This is a genomic window from Cytobacillus sp. FSL W7-1323 (genome assembly GCF_038595015.1).
Taxonomy (GTDB): Bacteria; Bacillota; Bacilli; order Bacillales; family Cytobacillaceae; genus Cytobacillus; species Cytobacillus kochii.
In genome coordinates, this window is the sequence record NZ_CP151998.1 from 4379650 (window position 1) to 4395218 (window position 15569).

General features: G+C 38.6%; 15 protein-coding genes. 1 reads left to right on the plus strand and 14 read right to left on the minus strand.

Annotation, left to right across the window (positions count from 1 at the left end):
- Positions 1-283: 283 nt before the first annotated feature.
- From MKX67_RS22180 to MKX67_RS22220, 9 genes are all read right to left on the minus strand, one after another.
- The gene (locus MKX67_RS22180; RefSeq protein WP_342488774.1) at positions 284-451 is read right to left on the minus strand and encodes a hypothetical protein; all 168 of its coding nucleotides are present in this window, start codon (positions 449-451) and stop codon (positions 284-286) included.
- A 533-nt stretch (positions 452-984) separates the two neighbouring features.
- Positions 985-1314 carry a hypothetical protein gene (locus tag MKX67_RS22185; RefSeq protein ID WP_342488775.1) on the minus strand — a complete coding sequence of 110 codons (330 nt, stop codon included), beginning with the start codon at positions 1312-1314 and terminating at the stop codon, positions 985-987.
- Between the two features lie 129 nt (positions 1315-1443).
- Positions 1444-2241, minus strand: coding sequence for an ABC transporter permease (locus MKX67_RS22190; protein ID WP_095371498.1), 798 nt, complete (start codon positions 2239-2241; stop codon positions 1444-1446).
- Entirely contained in the window at positions 2241-3182 is a 942-nt protein-coding gene (locus tag MKX67_RS22195; RefSeq protein WP_307316487.1) for an ABC transporter permease, read from the minus strand. Before MKX67_RS22195 ends, MKX67_RS22190 begins: the two co-directional genes overlap by 1 nt.
- Positions 3143-4243: an ABC transporter ATP-binding protein gene (locus MKX67_RS22200; protein ID WP_095371496.1), complete on the minus strand. Its 1101-nt coding sequence runs from the start codon at positions 4241-4243 to the stop codon at positions 3143-3145. The genes MKX67_RS22195 and MKX67_RS22200 overlap by 40 nt, the downstream gene beginning before the upstream one ends.
- Positions 4244-4264: 21 nt before the next feature.
- Positions 4265-5365 carry an ABC transporter substrate-binding protein gene (locus MKX67_RS22205; RefSeq protein WP_095371495.1) on the minus strand — a complete coding sequence of 367 codons (1101 nt, stop codon included), beginning with the start codon at positions 5363-5365 and terminating at the stop codon, positions 4265-4267.
- A 1-nt stretch (position 5366) separates the two neighbouring features.
- Positions 5367-6335, minus strand: coding sequence for a TAXI family TRAP transporter solute-binding subunit (locus tag MKX67_RS22210; RefSeq protein ID WP_157733854.1), 969 nt, complete (start codon positions 6333-6335; stop codon positions 5367-5369).
- A 142-nt stretch (positions 6336-6477) separates the two neighbouring features.
- A complete protein-coding gene (locus MKX67_RS22215) occupies positions 6478-7821 on the minus strand; it encodes a sigma-54 dependent transcriptional regulator (protein ID WP_095371493.1) in 1344 nt (447 codons plus the stop codon).
- Positions 7796-9763: a transporter substrate-binding domain-containing protein gene (locus MKX67_RS22220; protein WP_322909865.1), complete on the minus strand. Its 1968-nt coding sequence runs from the start codon at positions 9761-9763 to the stop codon at positions 7796-7798. The genes MKX67_RS22215 and MKX67_RS22220 overlap by 26 nt, the downstream gene beginning before the upstream one ends.
- A gap of 218 nt (positions 9764-9981) precedes the next feature.
- Here MKX67_RS22220 and MKX67_RS22225 point away from each other — a divergent pair, with 218 nt between their 5' ends.
- Entirely contained in the window at positions 9982-10308 is a 327-nt protein-coding gene (locus tag MKX67_RS22225) for a general stress protein (protein ID WP_095371491.1), read from the plus strand.
- A gap of 279 nt (positions 10309-10587) precedes the next feature.
- Here MKX67_RS22225 and MKX67_RS22230 read toward each other — a convergent pair whose 3' ends face one another.
- The 5 genes from MKX67_RS22230 to MKX67_RS22250 all read right to left on the minus strand — a co-directional run bounded on the left by MKX67_RS22230 (position 10588) and on the right by MKX67_RS22250 (position 15563).
- On the minus strand, positions 10588-11127 hold the full coding sequence (locus MKX67_RS22230; RefSeq protein ID WP_095371490.1) for a chromate transporter: 540 nt from the start codon (positions 11125-11127) through the stop codon (positions 10588-10590).
- Positions 11124-11654: a chromate transporter gene (locus MKX67_RS22235; protein ID WP_095373579.1), complete on the minus strand. Its 531-nt coding sequence runs from the start codon at positions 11652-11654 to the stop codon at positions 11124-11126. Before MKX67_RS22235 ends, MKX67_RS22230 begins: the two co-directional genes overlap by 4 nt.
- A 74-nt stretch (positions 11655-11728) precedes the next feature.
- Positions 11729-13333 carry a gamma-glutamyltransferase family protein gene (locus tag MKX67_RS22240; protein WP_095371489.1) on the minus strand — a complete coding sequence of 535 codons (1605 nt, stop codon included), beginning with the start codon at positions 13331-13333 and terminating at the stop codon, positions 11729-11731.
- 233 nt (positions 13334-13566) lie between these two features.
- Entirely contained in the window at positions 13567-14583 is a 1017-nt protein-coding gene (locus tag MKX67_RS22245) for a dipeptide ABC transporter ATP-binding protein (RefSeq protein ID WP_095371488.1), read from the minus strand.
- The gene (locus MKX67_RS22250) at positions 14580-15563 is read right to left on the minus strand and encodes an ABC transporter ATP-binding protein (RefSeq protein WP_095373578.1); all 984 of its coding nucleotides are present in this window, start codon (positions 15561-15563) and stop codon (positions 14580-14582) included. Before MKX67_RS22250 ends, MKX67_RS22245 begins: the two co-directional genes overlap by 4 nt.
- Positions 15564-15569 lie beyond the last annotated feature (6 nt).

The window sequence follows — 15569 nt, forward strand, 5'->3', positions numbered from 1 at the left end:
TAAAAAAGTCCGTTCCATTTCACTACAGACATTCGCTTTCCACGGGGAGGGAACGCTTGAGCCTTCTCTGCAATACCTGTGGGGTCTCAAATTCCCCTCTATTTCCCTCAGGGAGTCGAATGTCTTTTGCTCCATTCCTCTATTCTCTTCATATAAGGATATTAATCAAAATGTTTCACACTCCTAATCATCCGGATCAATCCTTAACTAGAATACTTATATCCTAGCTGTTACATATTAAAGCACCGTATACTATTATAGAGATAGAATAATATCTTCAGACCTATTTTATAAACACCCCTAGGATAATGATTAATGTGATAAGGCCTAGTAAGATTAAAAATGGGTACATCAATGCAAATACATCTTCAAAAATAAGTTGTATAGGTTCATATCCAAAGAGAAAAGCAAAAAATACTATGGCAAGTATAATACTAATAATCCTATTCAAATTCATCCTCCTACCTTTAGATCTATCATTGCCCATTCTCTAAGTTGATAGATTGTTACTTTAATAAACAGTACTTTTATTTATTCATATGACCACAGCGCATCACGAAGCTTTTCTCTAGTTGTTTTGGATCACCTTTTTCAATCACTCACCTATCAAATTCAAAGTATTAAAACGAGGAGTACTACTTGTTCTTCGTTTTAATAGGATAAAATATTTCTTTTTATTAATAATGAAAAGCACTGCTTTATGACCGACTGTAGTAATACCTGTTCTTTTAATTGCTGTTAAGGGGAACTTGAAACTTCCAGTCTGCACTTCTTCAATCACATTGTAAGGAATTTTGATTGTTTTCCTAAAAGAGGTAATCGTCGTAAGACCTGATAGGTCAATATTAAAGCTGTGTTACTATATTCTATTTAAATGCTCATCTTATTACCTCCATCCTTCCAGGTTCCTATCGATTATATTCCATTATCTTATTATACAATTATTTCCACTCTCCCACTTTACTCTAGACCTCCTGAGGAGATTTACTCATTTGGGCATTTATCTTCTAGCAAAAATTTAGCTTCTTCTTCAATCATTTCTATATAGTTGTGCTTTTTAAAAGGTTTCGTAAATTTATGGATTCTTCTAAGGCTTCCTTTTACGGAAGTTTTTTCGTTCAGAACATCTACAACAACGGTCAAGTAAACCTTCTCATCATACATGACTAACCCAGTCACTTGGCCATTTTCCGTATCAACTATATATTTAGGGAATATCTTTAATGGAGCAAATAATGCCAACCCTACTTTTCTAGACTTTCTCCCAAACAGCCGAAATAACATATATCTATAAATCTCTTTTAATCTTCTCATTTATATTCACCCTTACTATTGATTAGTCTAACTTTCAAGACACGCTTTGTTTATTCCTGCAATTGTTGTTATGAACGAGCAAAAGCACGCACATATCAATGTGCGCGCTAATCCTGACTAAAGAAATAATTAATGATGGCCCCCACCAAAAACTTTTCCGACACCGTGGATTTTCTCTAAGATGACGATGAGAATCACGGAGATGAATATGACAACACTGGATACAGAGGCAACAATTGGATTATAAGCATCTTGCATGGTAGAGAATATTTCAATTGGTAAAGTGCGTGTTTCAGGAGAGATCATAAAGAGTGAGACCGTTACATTATCAAAGGAGGTTAAGAAAGCGAAAAGGCCACCGGAGATAATTGCAGGTCGGATTAATGGGAGCGTGATTTTCCAGAAGACCGTCCATGGATTGGCGCCTAAAATTGCCCCCGCTTTTTCTAAATTATAATCAAAACCGCTTAAGCCAGTTAACACTAAACGAATCACGTATGGAATACAAATGATAATATGTGAAATTAGGAATCCTATTGACGTACCCGCAAGCATTAATGGTGTGAAGTAAATTAATAATGCTATCCCTAATACAAGCTGAGGTACACTAAGTGGCGCCGTTAAAAAGGATGTAATCGCTGACTTTCCGGGAATATCATACTTGGCAATAGCTAGCGCACCTAGTGTGCCGAATATAACGGCAAATAGTGCTGCAAGCACTGCAAATTGCAAACTATTCATGAAGGCATCAATAAATTCAGGCCTTTCCAAGATTTTCGTATACCATTGAAACGAAAACCCTTCTGGCGGAAAGCTTGGATAGCTTGCTTTTGTGAACGATGCAGGGATGACAGCGATTAGTGGTATCAAGATGTAGATAATCCCAATAACAGCCAATGCTCCGCGTAATTTCCCAATGGCATTCATTAACGGAACACCTCCTTGAATTTACTCTTCTCAAACCCTCGAGTAAATAAAAAGACTGATAGAAGCGTTGTCCCAAGCAAAACGTATGATAATGCCGATCCAAATGTCCATTGCAGGAGATTATTAATTTGGTCGTATACAACAACTGGCATCACAGGCACATTCGCTCCACCCATAAGTGCCGGTGTTACGTAGGCACTCATCGATAAGCTAAAGACTAAAACGCAACCAGAGACAATACCTGGTAAGCTCAGTGGTAATGTAATCGAAAGGAAGTTCCTTAATGGACTTGCACCTAAGATGGCCGATGCCTTCTCTAATGATGGGTCAATATTGTATAAGCTTGTGACTATAGCTAGTACCATAAATGGTAAATAGGCATTTGAAAGACCTATAATGACACCAACCTCTGAAAACAATAGATTCATAGGCTTGCTAATTAGACCCATATCCATTAATAGTGTATTAACGGTCCCATTAGGTAGAAGTAATAAATACCAGCCAAAGTTACGAACAACAATACTAACTAAAAGAGGTGAAGCAATCAGTAGTGTAATAAGTGCGCGCATTTTTGCAGAAGCCTTTGCCATCGTTAAAGCGATCGGATAACCCAATACGAGCGCAACCAGACTAGATAATAAGCTAATCTTAACCGTAATCCATAAAGAGTTTAAATAATAGCTATCCGTAAAGAGCGTGATATAATTTGATAAACTGTAACTAGCGCCTTCACCACTTAAGCTATCAGTTGAAATAAAGCTTAAGTACAAAATATATAACATCGGTACAACAAAAAATCCGAATAAGAACAAGAGAATCGGTGTTAATAACAACAAGCCAGGTGCCCATGGCTTCCGTTTTTTCACGCGCCTCTCTTGTTGCGGCGGTTGTCCCTTAGGTTCTACTCTTTTCTGATGATTTTGAGCTCTTGCGGCTTCCATCCTACAAACACCTCGCTTCCCTCTTTCCATGATGAACGGTACTCATTTGTTAATATTTGCAGAGATTTCCCCATAAATGCGACATCTATTTCCCAAGAAGTCCCTAAGTAATTCAGTTGTGTGATTTTCGCAGGATGTAGTTCATATCCATCAACAGCCTCTTGTGACTCAGAAATATGAATGTTTTCTGGGCGAATGTATAATTTTACTTCATCCCCTTTTTGGAACGTGCGATTCTCTCCAATCACATTATCCCAACTTACTGATGTGACTTCTTGACCCGCTTGAACCATAATCCGCTTTTGATCTGTTGATGTAACAATACCTTCAAATGAGTTAGATTTACCGATAAATTGAAAAACAAATTCTGTTTTTGGATGTTTGTAGATGGATGTCGGTGTACTAATTTGTTCAATCTTACCTGCATTCATTACTACGACACGATCGGAAAGCGATAGTGCTTCTTCCTGATCATGGGTAACAAAGATAGTCGTTACACCGATTTCTTTTTGTAACCTTTTGATTTCTAAGCGAAGCTCATGCCTTAACTTCGCATCAAGGTTCGATAATGGCTCATCTAATAATAATAATTCCGGTTCAACAACCAACGCTCTGGCGATGGCTACTCTCTGTCTTTGTCCGCCTGAAAGTTCCCGGGGATAGCGATGTTCTAACCCTGATAACTTTACAAGTTCAAGAACACGATCGATTTTCTTTTTTTGTTCTGACTTGGAAATTTTTCTTAATTTTAAACCAAAGCTTAAGTTGTCATAAACCGTCATATGTGGAAAAAGAGAATACGTTTGGAAAACCATACCCAAATCTCTTTTATATGGAGGCACCTTTGTCACCTTTTTTCCTTTAATAAACACATCTCCTTGGTCTGCCTCAAGAAAACCCGCAATTAAATTTAAAGTGGTCGATTTTCCGCATCCAGAAGGGCCAAGCAAGGTGAGAAGCTCACCCTGCCTTACTTCTAAATCGATGGAATTAAGAACAATATTTGATCCGAATTTTTTTATAGCTCCCTTAATTTCTACGTCGCTTATCGCTGTCGTCATCTCATTATGCCTCCTCTTCTATTATTCTAGTAGTTTGCCAATTTCAGGAACGACTTCTTTATTCCAACGATCTGACCATTCCGCTCTAATTTCCGCGAATTGAGGGACATCTGGCTTAAATGTTGGATCATCCTCTGCTATCCCAATAGATTCTTGATATTTTTCAGGTAGTTCTACTCCTTCAGCAATTGGATAGAACCCTTCCTCTGCAATTAACGATTGTGCTTCCTCACTCACAAGATAATCAATAAATTGGAGAGCTTGCTCTTCTTTTGGTGTGTTCTTCACTAAAGTTGCACTAAAGGCTTGTAGTGGAACACCTTCTTTTGGTATCGCCATTTTAATTGGTATACCTGATTCAGCTAAATCACTAATTACATAAGAACCTAAAACAGATAGGTCAGCAGCACCTTGTTGAATCGCTGGCATCACCTGTGTTGAGTTTTTATAGAAAGTGGTTGAGTAACCTGCCAATTCCTTCGCTTTTTCTATACCAGGATTAACGTTATCTGTACTCCCACCATTTGCTATTGCTAACGCGTTTAATGTATTAAATCCCCAGTCATTTGTGATATCAACAAATGCGGTTTTTCCTTCATAATCTCCGGATACAAGGTCATTCCAAGATTCAATTGGTCCCCAACCATTTTTTTCGAATGATTCCGTATTATATGCTGGGGCAATAGCTAAGCCAAAAACTGGTGCCCCCGCACCCTCAACAGATACGAAATCATCAATGACATTGGAGAAGTTCGGTACGTTCTCTTCACTTAATGTCTCAGTTAAATCTTTTTCATTCGCCCGATAAACATCAGTTGGTACAAAGAAAGCGATATCAATATGTGGCGCATTCTTTTGTAACTCTACTTTAGAAAGAATCTCTCCTGATAATCCTGGGATATAATTCACTTTAATACCGGTTTCTTCTTCAAATTTCGGTGCGATTACATCTCTTATCGTTTGTTCAATAACGCCACCATTACCCGCTACCGTAATTGACTTACTATCTGAGCCTCCGCCTTCTGAACTTGCTTGTTCACCGGATTTTTGTGGTGTTGGCGCCCCACAAGCAGCTAGACATAGCAACATAAAAATAGATAATGCCGTAATGATTTTTTTCATTTTACTTTCCCCCTACTTCGTTTATATATTGTTTGGCACCTGGATGAAGCGGAATCGCTATATTAGTTGCTGCTTCTTCAACCGTCATATTTGCTACGGCTGGATGATAGACGGCCCATTCATCTAAGTGCTCATAGATACCTTTTAAAATGTGATAAGCCAGCTCATTAGATAATTCTTCATTCGCATACAGCACGTTTTGTACTGTAACTGTCGGTGTCGGCTCCGTTATTCCCTCATATGTATAGCTCGGAATTTCTTGCCACTCATAACCCTCGTATTGCTGATTTAAGCGCTTACTTGTTTCCTCATCTACCTTAACTAACGTAAGATTCTCCTCCTCTAGCAATTGTTCGATAACTGGATTAGGTAATCCGGAAGAGAGGAAGGCAACGTCAATGGTACCATTGTTCATACCCGCAGCCGATTGGGTAAAGGATAAATACGAAATGTCCATTGTCTCTTGACTAAGCCCTGCTGCGTCTAATAGCCTTTCTGCCGTAAATCTTGTGCCACTTCCTTCTGCACCTAAACTGACTCGCTTACCTTTTAAGTCAGATAAGGATTCAATGGATGGATCTGATGTTACGATTTGCATATAGTTGCGATAGAGATTGGTTAATACATTTAAATGTTTTTGTGATAGTTCATCAGAATACAATACATCAGCCATCGATATCCCAAGCTCTACCTCATTACTACTTACGAGCTTCGCATTTTGAATCGAAGCATTTGTCACTCTTGTACCAAAAGCAGCCTTATTATATTCTTCTAAAATCGTCATTAACCCCGTACCTAGCGGATAATACACACCTGATACATCACCTGTTGCCAGCACGATTGACTTTTTCCCAACCGCTAGTTCTTCTGATGGAGCCTTATATGGATCATAAGAAGACCGGATCTCGGAATGAGTATTCGAACAACCGCTTAACAGAAAAATAATTGCCACCCACAAAAATGACTTCATCCCTACTAACATCCTCCTTAGTTTTATTAATGCAAATGTTGTGCCAAAATTCATAATATTGTTTTATGTATACGCTTACAATTTTATCAAAAGGAAAACCGGCAATTATTTCCGTATGAGGCAGAAAATATTGCCGGTTCTTTTATTTCTTATAATTCTTCAACTTATCCCGCAAACTCCTCTCCGAAATCTGCAAGGAATGAGCGGTTTTTTGCCTATGATCTTTATAGTGCTTAAGGGTAGCAGTAATAACTCGCTTCTCTACCTCCTTCATCGGGATACCAAGTGGTAATTGAATCATTTCATCCTCATTCATCGGATGTTCGGCATGACCTTGGACGAAATGGGGCAAATCTAACACGTCGATTAATCGGTCCATTGATAACGCCACAGCATACTCGATTATATTGCCAAGTTCTCTGACATTCCCTGCATATGGATAATGGAGAAGCACTTCCATCGCTTTCGGTGTCAGACCCTCTTTTTGTTTGTTCATTGATTGATTAAATTTTTGAATCAAATGATTGATGAGTAGCGGGATATCTTCCTTTCTTTGTCTAAGCGGTGGCATATGAATAGGAATCACATTTAAGCGAAAGTATAAATCTTCGCGGAACTCACCGTTTTTGACCATTTGCGCGATATTTTTGTTGGCTGCACTAATAATACGGATGTCGAGTTGCTTTTTCTTATTAGATCCAAGTGGTGTGACTTCACGCTCTTGGATGACTCGTAAAAGCTTTGCTTGTAGAGACAAAGGCAATTCACTCATTTCATCTAGAAATAATGTCCCGCCGTTAGCTGCAACACATTTGCCATCCTTCGATTGAGTGGCTCCTGTAAAGGCTCCTTTTTCGTAACCAAACAGCTCTGATTCTAGTAAATTATCAGGAATAGCCGCACAATTGACAATCTCTAATGGACCTTGATACCTTCTACCCGAAAAATGGATTTCCCTCGCAACTAATTCTTTGCCTGTTCCACTTTCTCCCGTAATAAGTACGCTTGAATCGATGTCCTTAATGCGATCAATCATTGAGAATACTTGTTGCATCGCCTTGCTTGTCCCTAAAAACGCACGTGCTTCCAGTTGTTTATCTTTTGACTCCAGGCGATTTGAGACTTGTTTATATTGCAGTGCGCGCATGATTAACACAGATAATTTATCCATATCAATCGGCTTTTCAATATAATAATAGGCACCTTGTTTAATTGCCTCAATCGATGTCTCAATGCTAGCAAAAGCTGTCATCATAATGGCCGTGAGCTCCGAACGTATTTCCCTCACTTTCTTTAAAATATCTAGACCGCTAACAGCCCCCATTCTTAAGTCTAATAAGACGATATCGATTCGTTTACTCTTCACCCACTCTATCCCTTCCTTTGGGTCTATGGTTGTATATACTTGATAATCATCTTCTAAGGCAAACTTTATTGACATACAAATCGCAGCTTCATCATCAATGACGAGTAGACCTGGCTTCATTGAGCGAATCCTCCTCTCGATAAATAGGTAAAGTAATGACGAACCGTGTCCCTTCTTCTTTCGTACTTGTTACGCTAATGTCCCCATTGTTTTCTTGTACTAAATGATAAGAAAGTGTAAGCCCTAGACCGACTCCTTTTGCTTTTGTCGTATAAAACGGATCAAAAATATGATGTTGTTGCTCCACACTCATCCCTTCACCATTATCTTTAATTGAAATTTCTCCGCATTCTCCATCTAGATGATACATTTCTAACTCTATACGCTTCCCAGTAACATTCTTTACTGCATCCACCCCATTCAGTAAAATGTTCAAAAGTACTTGTCTAATTTGCTGCGGATCAATATAAAAAACTAACCCATCTGGTACTTTTAATTGAAAGTCAATGTGCTCATCCTTCATCGTTACATGTAAGAATGTCAGCATAGTAGTTAACTCAGATGCAGAACATGGCTGAATACGTGGGGTACTTGGTCTCGCATAATCAATAAGATCGGTGACAATCTGATTTAGCCGGTCAACTTCTTTTGGTAAATGTTTGACTAACATCTCTTGAAAGTCTTTTTGTGCTATTTTTCTTGGAATTAAATTGATAAATGTTTTAATGGATGTTAATGGGTTTCTTATTTCGTGAGCAACACCGGCGACTAACTGTCCAAGCGCATGAAGCTTTTCCTGTGTGAGTAACTTCTGCTCTAATTGGACCTTTTCCGTTTCATCTCTGATAGTAAGCAAATACCCTGCTTGATTTTCCAAAGAATTATACATTTCGTTCAATGAATAATAGATAATTTTCCGTTGACCGTTTCGATGAAGCACGAATTGATTGGCACTATCATGATAGAATTGCGTTCGTACTTCTTTAAAAATGGGTGAATGCTCAATCCCCTCTTGTTGGGGCCACTCTAAAATATCAAGTGCCCTTGAATTGCAACTCGTCATCATAAAGTTCAAATCAAAAGTAATAATGCCAGCATCTATATTATTGATTATTTGATCTTTAAAAGCATTGCTATCAGCGGTACGTTGCCGTTGGTCATGCAAATCCTCATTCAAAAGAGTCAGTTCTTTCGTATGTTCATTGACAGCTAATTTCAACCGATAATTCCATATATATATGAGAATAAGAATAAAACCACCAATGGCCATAAATATTGATAAAATGGTAATGAAATCCTTTAACCTTGTGATTTCCTCTTCATTTTCACCTTTCGTCCAAAAATCAACCAGCTGGTTCATTTCCCCTGTTGCCTTTAAATCAATGATGGCTTTATCTAAGAACTGTCGAAATTCCTCGTCCCCTTCTTGTACAGCTACAGCATAATCTGCAGGATCCAAAATGATATCTAACACAACATATTGTTTCTCTAACTCATACCGATCTAAAAAAAAATATGAGGTCCATTTGTTGCCAATAAAAACATCCGCGCGGCCATTCCAAAGCATAAATAAACCGTTGTATTGGTTAGTCGTCACAGTAAAGTTATTATTTCGCAAGTTTATTAATGTATTTAATCCAGCCGTATCTTCTTTTAATACTATATGCGTATCCCGCAAATCTTCTATATTCTCTACTTCGTCTTTCAAGCGTCTAGGTATCACTAATGAATCCGACATCGTAAAATAAGGGGTGGAAAAGTCCATATACTTCTCCTTGTCTATACTATAGGTGACCCCGGCAACACCATCTATTTCTCCCCTTCTTAACGCTTCCTCAGCTTGCTTTCCATCCATAGGGATAAACTCAAACTTCACATCATTTTTGTCGGCTATCCTTTCTAAGATGGCAATGCTTAAGCCTTGTAGCTCCCCGTTTTGATTAAGATAAGAAAATGGTGGAAACGCTTTTTCTGTTCCTATTCGATACACTTGTTCTTCTGCTAAGACATGAGTGAATGGGAAGAGAGTGAAAAACATGAAAACGAGCAATACTTTGCGCAAAATGATCTCCTTATTATGTTAGAAAATTATAAATATTTTATATTTAAATAATAAATAAATCACTTTCATAACACAAGGCTCCAAAGAACATTTTTATCTATCAATTAATGATTCTATTTTTTACCAATAAACATTAAGGTTTAATCTATTGTAGAACGGATATATATACACTAAGAAGAGACACAAGATACTCTTCAAAAAAGAGGAGGATGTAAACTATGTATAAAATCGAAGTTGTAGAAAACGGAGTACAGGCGGTTAGCATCATTAACTCTCTTGAAAACGAAGGTTATACTAAGAAGGATATATACTTATTCGCACATGACAGAGACCGCTCAGAAAATTTAACAGATGCAACAGATACAAATGATATTGGTATGAAAGAACAAGGTGTTTTTGACTCCATCGGAAACGTCTTCAAAAGCCGAGGCGATGAATTACGTTCTAAAATGAGATCAGTTGGTATGACTGATGTTGAAGCTGAGAGGTATGAAGAAGTACTTGATCAAGGTAAACTTGTTGTTGTCGGCTCTACTAAAAACTAATCTTTATGTCTAATATAATTCCCCCCATTTCACTATATATGACCGGTAGCGAATCGCTACCGGTTTTTATAATTAAAGAGTAGGATGAAAGATTAATAGATTTTTCTCACATATTCCCTTCTATTGATGACTTCATTTCAGCATGAGCATCTTGCAAACAGGGCAATCGTCCTTCTCAGATTAAAGAACGAAGTTGCGAATCCATTTGCAGATATCCCTCTGTGATAACTTGTTGAACCAAAGCAGTTTTTCATTCGGTCTTACGTTCTCTCACCTAGACTAATAGATAATCAATCCCGAAATGGCCCCTACGGCTAAAGCGATACTAATAACAATGGCGGGGTGCATTTTCATTTTTTCTAATAAAAAATAACTACCAATGACCATCAAAAGAGAATAAACCATCCCTAATGAAGAGAAGGAATCCTTCAGAAATTGGAAGGTCATGACGGCTAGCAACACAGCGATCACTGGACGGACAATTTTAGAAATATTTTTGACTTGAGGGGTGTCTTTATATTTCATTAAAATCGCCATCAGTACGAGCATTAAGATAATCGAAGGAGCTATTGTAGCAAAGAGGGCAACGAAACTACCTAAAATTCCCCCTTCTGCGTAGCCGATATAACCGGCCATTTTCGTCGCAATCGGCCCTGGCAAGGAATTCCCAATCGCTAGGACTTCACTAAATTCTTGAGTGGACATCCAGCCATATTTACCGACGACTTCATTTTCAATTAAGGGAATGGTCGCAGGTCCACCACCGTAACCAAGAATACCTGGAATAAAGAAAGCTAAAAAGATTTCCCAATAAATCATGATGGATTCTCCTTCCTCTTAAAAGGAATAAAGACGGAAATAATTAATATCATGATGAGAATACCTGGATGCAAGTGCGTCACTTCTGTAAGTAAGAAAGACGCTAATATGAGAATAATAGCTTTCTTCCACCCAAGCGTCGTGCCCGATTTCTTTACAAATTCCCAAGTCATTTGCGCCAGCATCACAGCTACAACCGGGACAATCGATGCTGACATATGCTTTACCCATGGAATATCTTTATAAGCTTGTAAAACTTGCAGAAGACTTATAAGGATAATAACAGTAGGGAGAACGGAAGAAACAAGGGCATTAATCATTCCTACGATTCCTCCGACACGGTAGCCAATGTAACCGGCCATCTTTGTCGCAATGGGGCCTGGCATCGTGTTAGCCAATGCCAAAGTATCGGCAAACTCTTCTTCTGTCATCCATTTGTATTTCTTTACTGCTTCTTGCTGGAATAGTGGTATAGAGGATGGTCCACCGCCAAACCCTAACATTCCAGTACGGAAGTTCCCAATCATTAATTCTTTTTGTAAACGTAAGCCTTGGCGTGTTTGAGGCTTAGCTTCTTCTCGTTGTTTTTCTTTCGCTGATGCTACCAAGCGGCAATCGTACCATCCGTACGGGATTCAGTTCCACCCATTAATACACCAGTCTCAGGATTACGCCAAATGATTTGCCCACGCCCAAAGCTTCCTCCATCCGGTGTAATTGTAACTTGATGACCCCTTCTTTCTAACTCTTGCACTATATAATTAGGAAACTCTGGTTCTACGAAAATAGATTTTTCTTTCATCCATTGCCATCTTGGCATATCTAGTGCAGCTTGCGGATTTAAGGCATAGTCGACCGTATTGGTTACTACTTGGAAATGACCTTGTGGTTGCATATAGCCGCCCATTACACCAAAAGGACCAACTGCCTTACCATCTTTTGTTAAGAAGCCAGGGATGATTGTATGATAAGTCCGTTTGCCACCTTTTAAATAATTCGGATGATTGTCATCCAATGAGAAATCATGACCTCTATTTTGTAAACTAATGCCCGTACCTGGGATCACAATTCCTGAGCCAAAGCCCATGTAATTACTCTGAATATAAGAAATCATATTTCCTTCTTCATCTGCAGCAGCTAAATATACTGTACCGCCTTTCGGCAACTCATAAGGTTCCGGATTGGAAGCGATATCCGAAATTGTTTGACTGCGTTTATCCGCATACTCCTTAGAAAGTAACTCTTCTGTTTCAATAGGCATATCTGCTGCCTCTGTAATAAATGCTTTTCCATCGGTAAAGGCAAGTTTCATCGATTCAATTTGTTCATGAAGCGTTTGGGCTGATTGCCATTGTGGCTTTGACAATCTCTCAAAATTATTAAGTGCCATCAACGCAACCATTCCTTGACCATTCGGAGGAATCTCCCATACATCGTAACCTCTGTACTGAGTAGAGATAGGATTTACCCATTCAGGCTCATATTTACACAGATCTTCTTTTGTTAAAAAACCTTCATGTTTCTTCATAAAAGCATCCATTTGTTCCGCTAATTCACCCTCATAAAAGGAGCGACCTTCCGACTCTCCAATTGCTTGAAGGGTTTTAGCGTGCCCTTCTGAACGCCATAATTCACCGATTTCTGGTGCTCTTCCCCCCGGTGCGAACGTTTCGAACCATCCTTCGAAAGCCTCATCAGTAAATTCTTCTTTAAACTTCGTATATGCCCTTTTCCAATACTTCCCTAGAATCGGTGTCAGCGGATAGCCCTCATCTGCATATCTAATCGCTGGCTTTAATGATTCAAGTAAAGATAGTTTACCGAACCGTTTCGATAACGTTGCCCATGCGGCTGGTACCCCAGGTACAGTAACAGGGATGGTACCGTATGTTGGCATTTTTGTGAATCCACGCTTTTTAACCTCATCAGCAGAAATGGATTGAGGTGCAGGGCCAGAAGCATTTAATCCATGAAGTTGATCTTTTACCCAAACGAGAGCAAAGGCATCTCCACCGATTCCATTTGAAGTTGGCTCAACGACTGTTAATGCTGCAGCTGTTGCAATCGCTGCATCAATCGCATTCCCCCCTTTTTGCAATATCTCAATACCTGCTTGTGCTGCTAAAGGCTGTGAAGTCGCTACCATTCCTTTTTTAGCGAACACTGTATGTCTTTTTGCCGAGAATGGGTGATGTAAGTAATCCAAATTAACCTCTCCTTTTACATTTGTAAATATAAAATCAATTTTAACTTACGTAATGTATATTACACATTACAGATTATAGAATAAAATTAATGATAATAACAGGATTTAAATCTAATATATTTTAAATTCTCCAAAATCAACATGTTAATTATCTTGATTATTCTTACACAAATGTTAACCTACAATAAAAACACGAGATGCTAGCTAACAGCACCTCGCTCTTCAAAGGAATTTCACTTCGCTTCTTTAAAAATAGATTCCCCAGCAAAATGACAAGCTGCATAATGTTCCTCACCGTACTCTCTCCATTGAGGCTTCTCTTCCATACATTGTGTCCTCGCTATTGGGCAACGTGTATGAAAGGGACAACCAGAAGGAGGATCTGCCGGATTCGGTAAATCACCTTGTAATCTTATTCTATTTCGTTTCTTTTCAATAGAGGGTCTAGGAATAGCAGAAAGTAATGCTTGTGTATAGGGATGTAGAGGAGCATTATATAAATCCTCTACCTTTCCCTCCTCAACCGTATTCCCTAAATACATCACTAGTACTCTATCGCAAAAATAACGAACAACACCTAAGTCATGAGAAATAAACATATAAGATAGTTGATACTTTTGCTGTAAGGTTTTCAATAACTTTAACACCTGTGCTTGGACAGATACGTCGAGAGCAGATACTGCCTCGTCACAAATGATAAAGGATGGATTTAAACAGATGGCACGTGCAATCCCAATTCTCTGCCTTTGTCCACCACTGAATTCATGAGGAAAACGATCATAATGCTCTTCTTTTAAGCCTACTTCTTTTAATAAATCTAAAACCGCTAACTTTTTTTCTTTACTGGACATAGATGTATGTATGGAAAAAACCTCTGCTATAGCTGGACCTATTTTTTGTCTAGGATTTAAAGAAGCAAAGGGATCTTGGAAGATCATTTGCATTTCTTTCACAAATTTAAGCTTTTCTTTTTTTCTTAATGATTGTATTTCGGTCTCTTTGAATTTAACTGTCCCGGCCGTTAATTCTTCTAATCCTAGAATGGCTTTTCCTAACGTCGATTTTCCACACCCTGACTCTCCTACAACACCTAAACTTTCACCTTCATATAATTTAAAAGAAACATTTTCTACTGCTTTCACATGAGATTGTACCCTTTGCAACAAACCACCCTTGATTGGGTAGTACTTCTTTAACTGGTTAATTTCAAGAAGGGTCTTTTTTCTCCCATTATCATTTGCGACACTCATGGATTTGTTACCTCCTCTGCTTCAAGCCAGCAACTCACCGAATGAGAGTGAGACAAATCAAAGGCAGGTGGCTCTTGTTGTTTACATGTTTCCATGGCAAATTTACAACGGTCGTGGAATCGGCAACCTTGAATTTGTTGATTTAAACTAGGTAAAGAACCAGGAATAGCTTCAAGTTCAAAGTCAGGTTTGTCTACATCTGGTACAGAATTTAACAGTCCAACGGTATAAGGATGTTTTGGATGATTAAAAATCTCCTCTACTGTCCCTTCTTCTACCTTTTTCCCTGCATACATAACCATTACTCTGTCAGCTACTTCTGCAACAACACCCATATCATGAGTCACCATGATTACGCCCATATGATATTCTTGCTTTAAATCATTAATCAAATCTAGAATTTGCGCTTGAATCGTCACATCTAACGCAGTCGTCGGTTCATCTGCAATCAGTAATCCGGGGTTACATGACAACGCAATCGCGATCATTACCCTTTGACGCATGCCTCCACTTAATTCATGTGGATATTGACTCATTCTTTTCTCAGGATAAGGAATACCCACACTTTTCAGAAGATCAATTCCCTTTTTATGGGCTTCTTTTTTAGATAATTTCTCATGAATTATTAGAGGTTCTCTTAACTGATAGCCTATCGTTAAAACAGGATTCAGCGCTGTCATCGGTTCTTGAAATATCATCGAGATTTGGTTGCCACGAATCTGTCTCATTTGTTCAGCTGTATGACTTTGAATAGCCTCTCCCTCATACTTAATTTCTCCACTTGCAATTCTACCGTTACTAGGTAACAATCCAATAATTGAGAGAGAAGTTATACTTTTACCACAGCCCGATTCGCCAACAATACATAATGTCTCACCCTTATTTAGCGAGAATGAAACATCGCGGACAGCAGGTAAATACCCGTCTGCTGTCCGAAACTCTGTAATCATATTTTTCACTTCTAGTAAAGCCTCTCCCATTGTTGC

What these genes read in the sequence shown, in the direction of transcription:
- MKX67_RS22185 (WP_342488775.1), bottom strand. Translation starts at nt 1,314, where the DNA reads ATGAGAAGATTAAAAGAGATTTATAGATATATGTTATTTCGGCTGTTT.
- MKX67_RS22190 (WP_095371498.1), bottom strand. Translation starts at nt 2,241, where the DNA reads ATGAATGCCATTGGGAAATTACGCGGAGCATTGGCTGTTATTGGGATT.
- MKX67_RS22195 (WP_307316487.1), bottom strand. Translation starts at nt 3,182, where the DNA reads ATGGAAGCCGCAAGAGCTCAAAATCATCAGAAAAGAGTAGAACCTAAG.
- MKX67_RS22200 (WP_095371496.1), bottom strand. Translation starts at nt 4,243, where the DNA reads ATGACGACAGCGATAAGCGACGTAGAAATTAAGGGAGCTATAAAAAAA.
- MKX67_RS22205 (WP_095371495.1), bottom strand. Translation starts at nt 5,365, where the DNA reads ATGAAAAAAATCATTACGGCATTATCTATTTTTATGTTGCTATGTCTA.
- MKX67_RS22210 (WP_157733854.1), bottom strand. Translation starts at nt 6,335, where the DNA reads ATGAAGTCATTTTTGTGGGTGGCAATTATTTTTCTGTTAAGCGGTTGT.
- MKX67_RS22215 (WP_095371493.1), bottom strand. Translation starts at nt 7,821, where the DNA reads ATGAAGCCAGGTCTACTCGTCATTGATGATGAAGCTGCGATTTGTATG.
- MKX67_RS22225 (WP_095371491.1), top strand. Translation starts at nt 9,982, where the DNA reads ATGTATAAAATCGAAGTTGTAGAAAACGGAGTACAGGCGGTTAGCATC.
- MKX67_RS22230 (WP_095371490.1), bottom strand. Translation starts at nt 11,127, where the DNA reads ATGATTTATTGGGAAATCTTTTTAGCTTTCTTTATTCCAGGTATTCTT.
- MKX67_RS22235 (WP_095373579.1), bottom strand. Translation starts at nt 11,654, where the DNA reads ATGATTGGGAACTTCCGTACTGGAATGTTAGGGTTTGGCGGTGGACCA.
- MKX67_RS22245 (WP_095371488.1), bottom strand. Translation starts at nt 14,583, where the DNA reads ATGAGTGTCGCAAATGATAATGGGAGAAAAAAGACCCTTCTTGAAATT.
- MKX67_RS22250 (WP_095373578.1), bottom strand. Translation starts at nt 15,563, where the DNA reads ATGGGAGAGGCTTTACTAGAAGTGAAAAATATGATTACAGAGTTTCGG.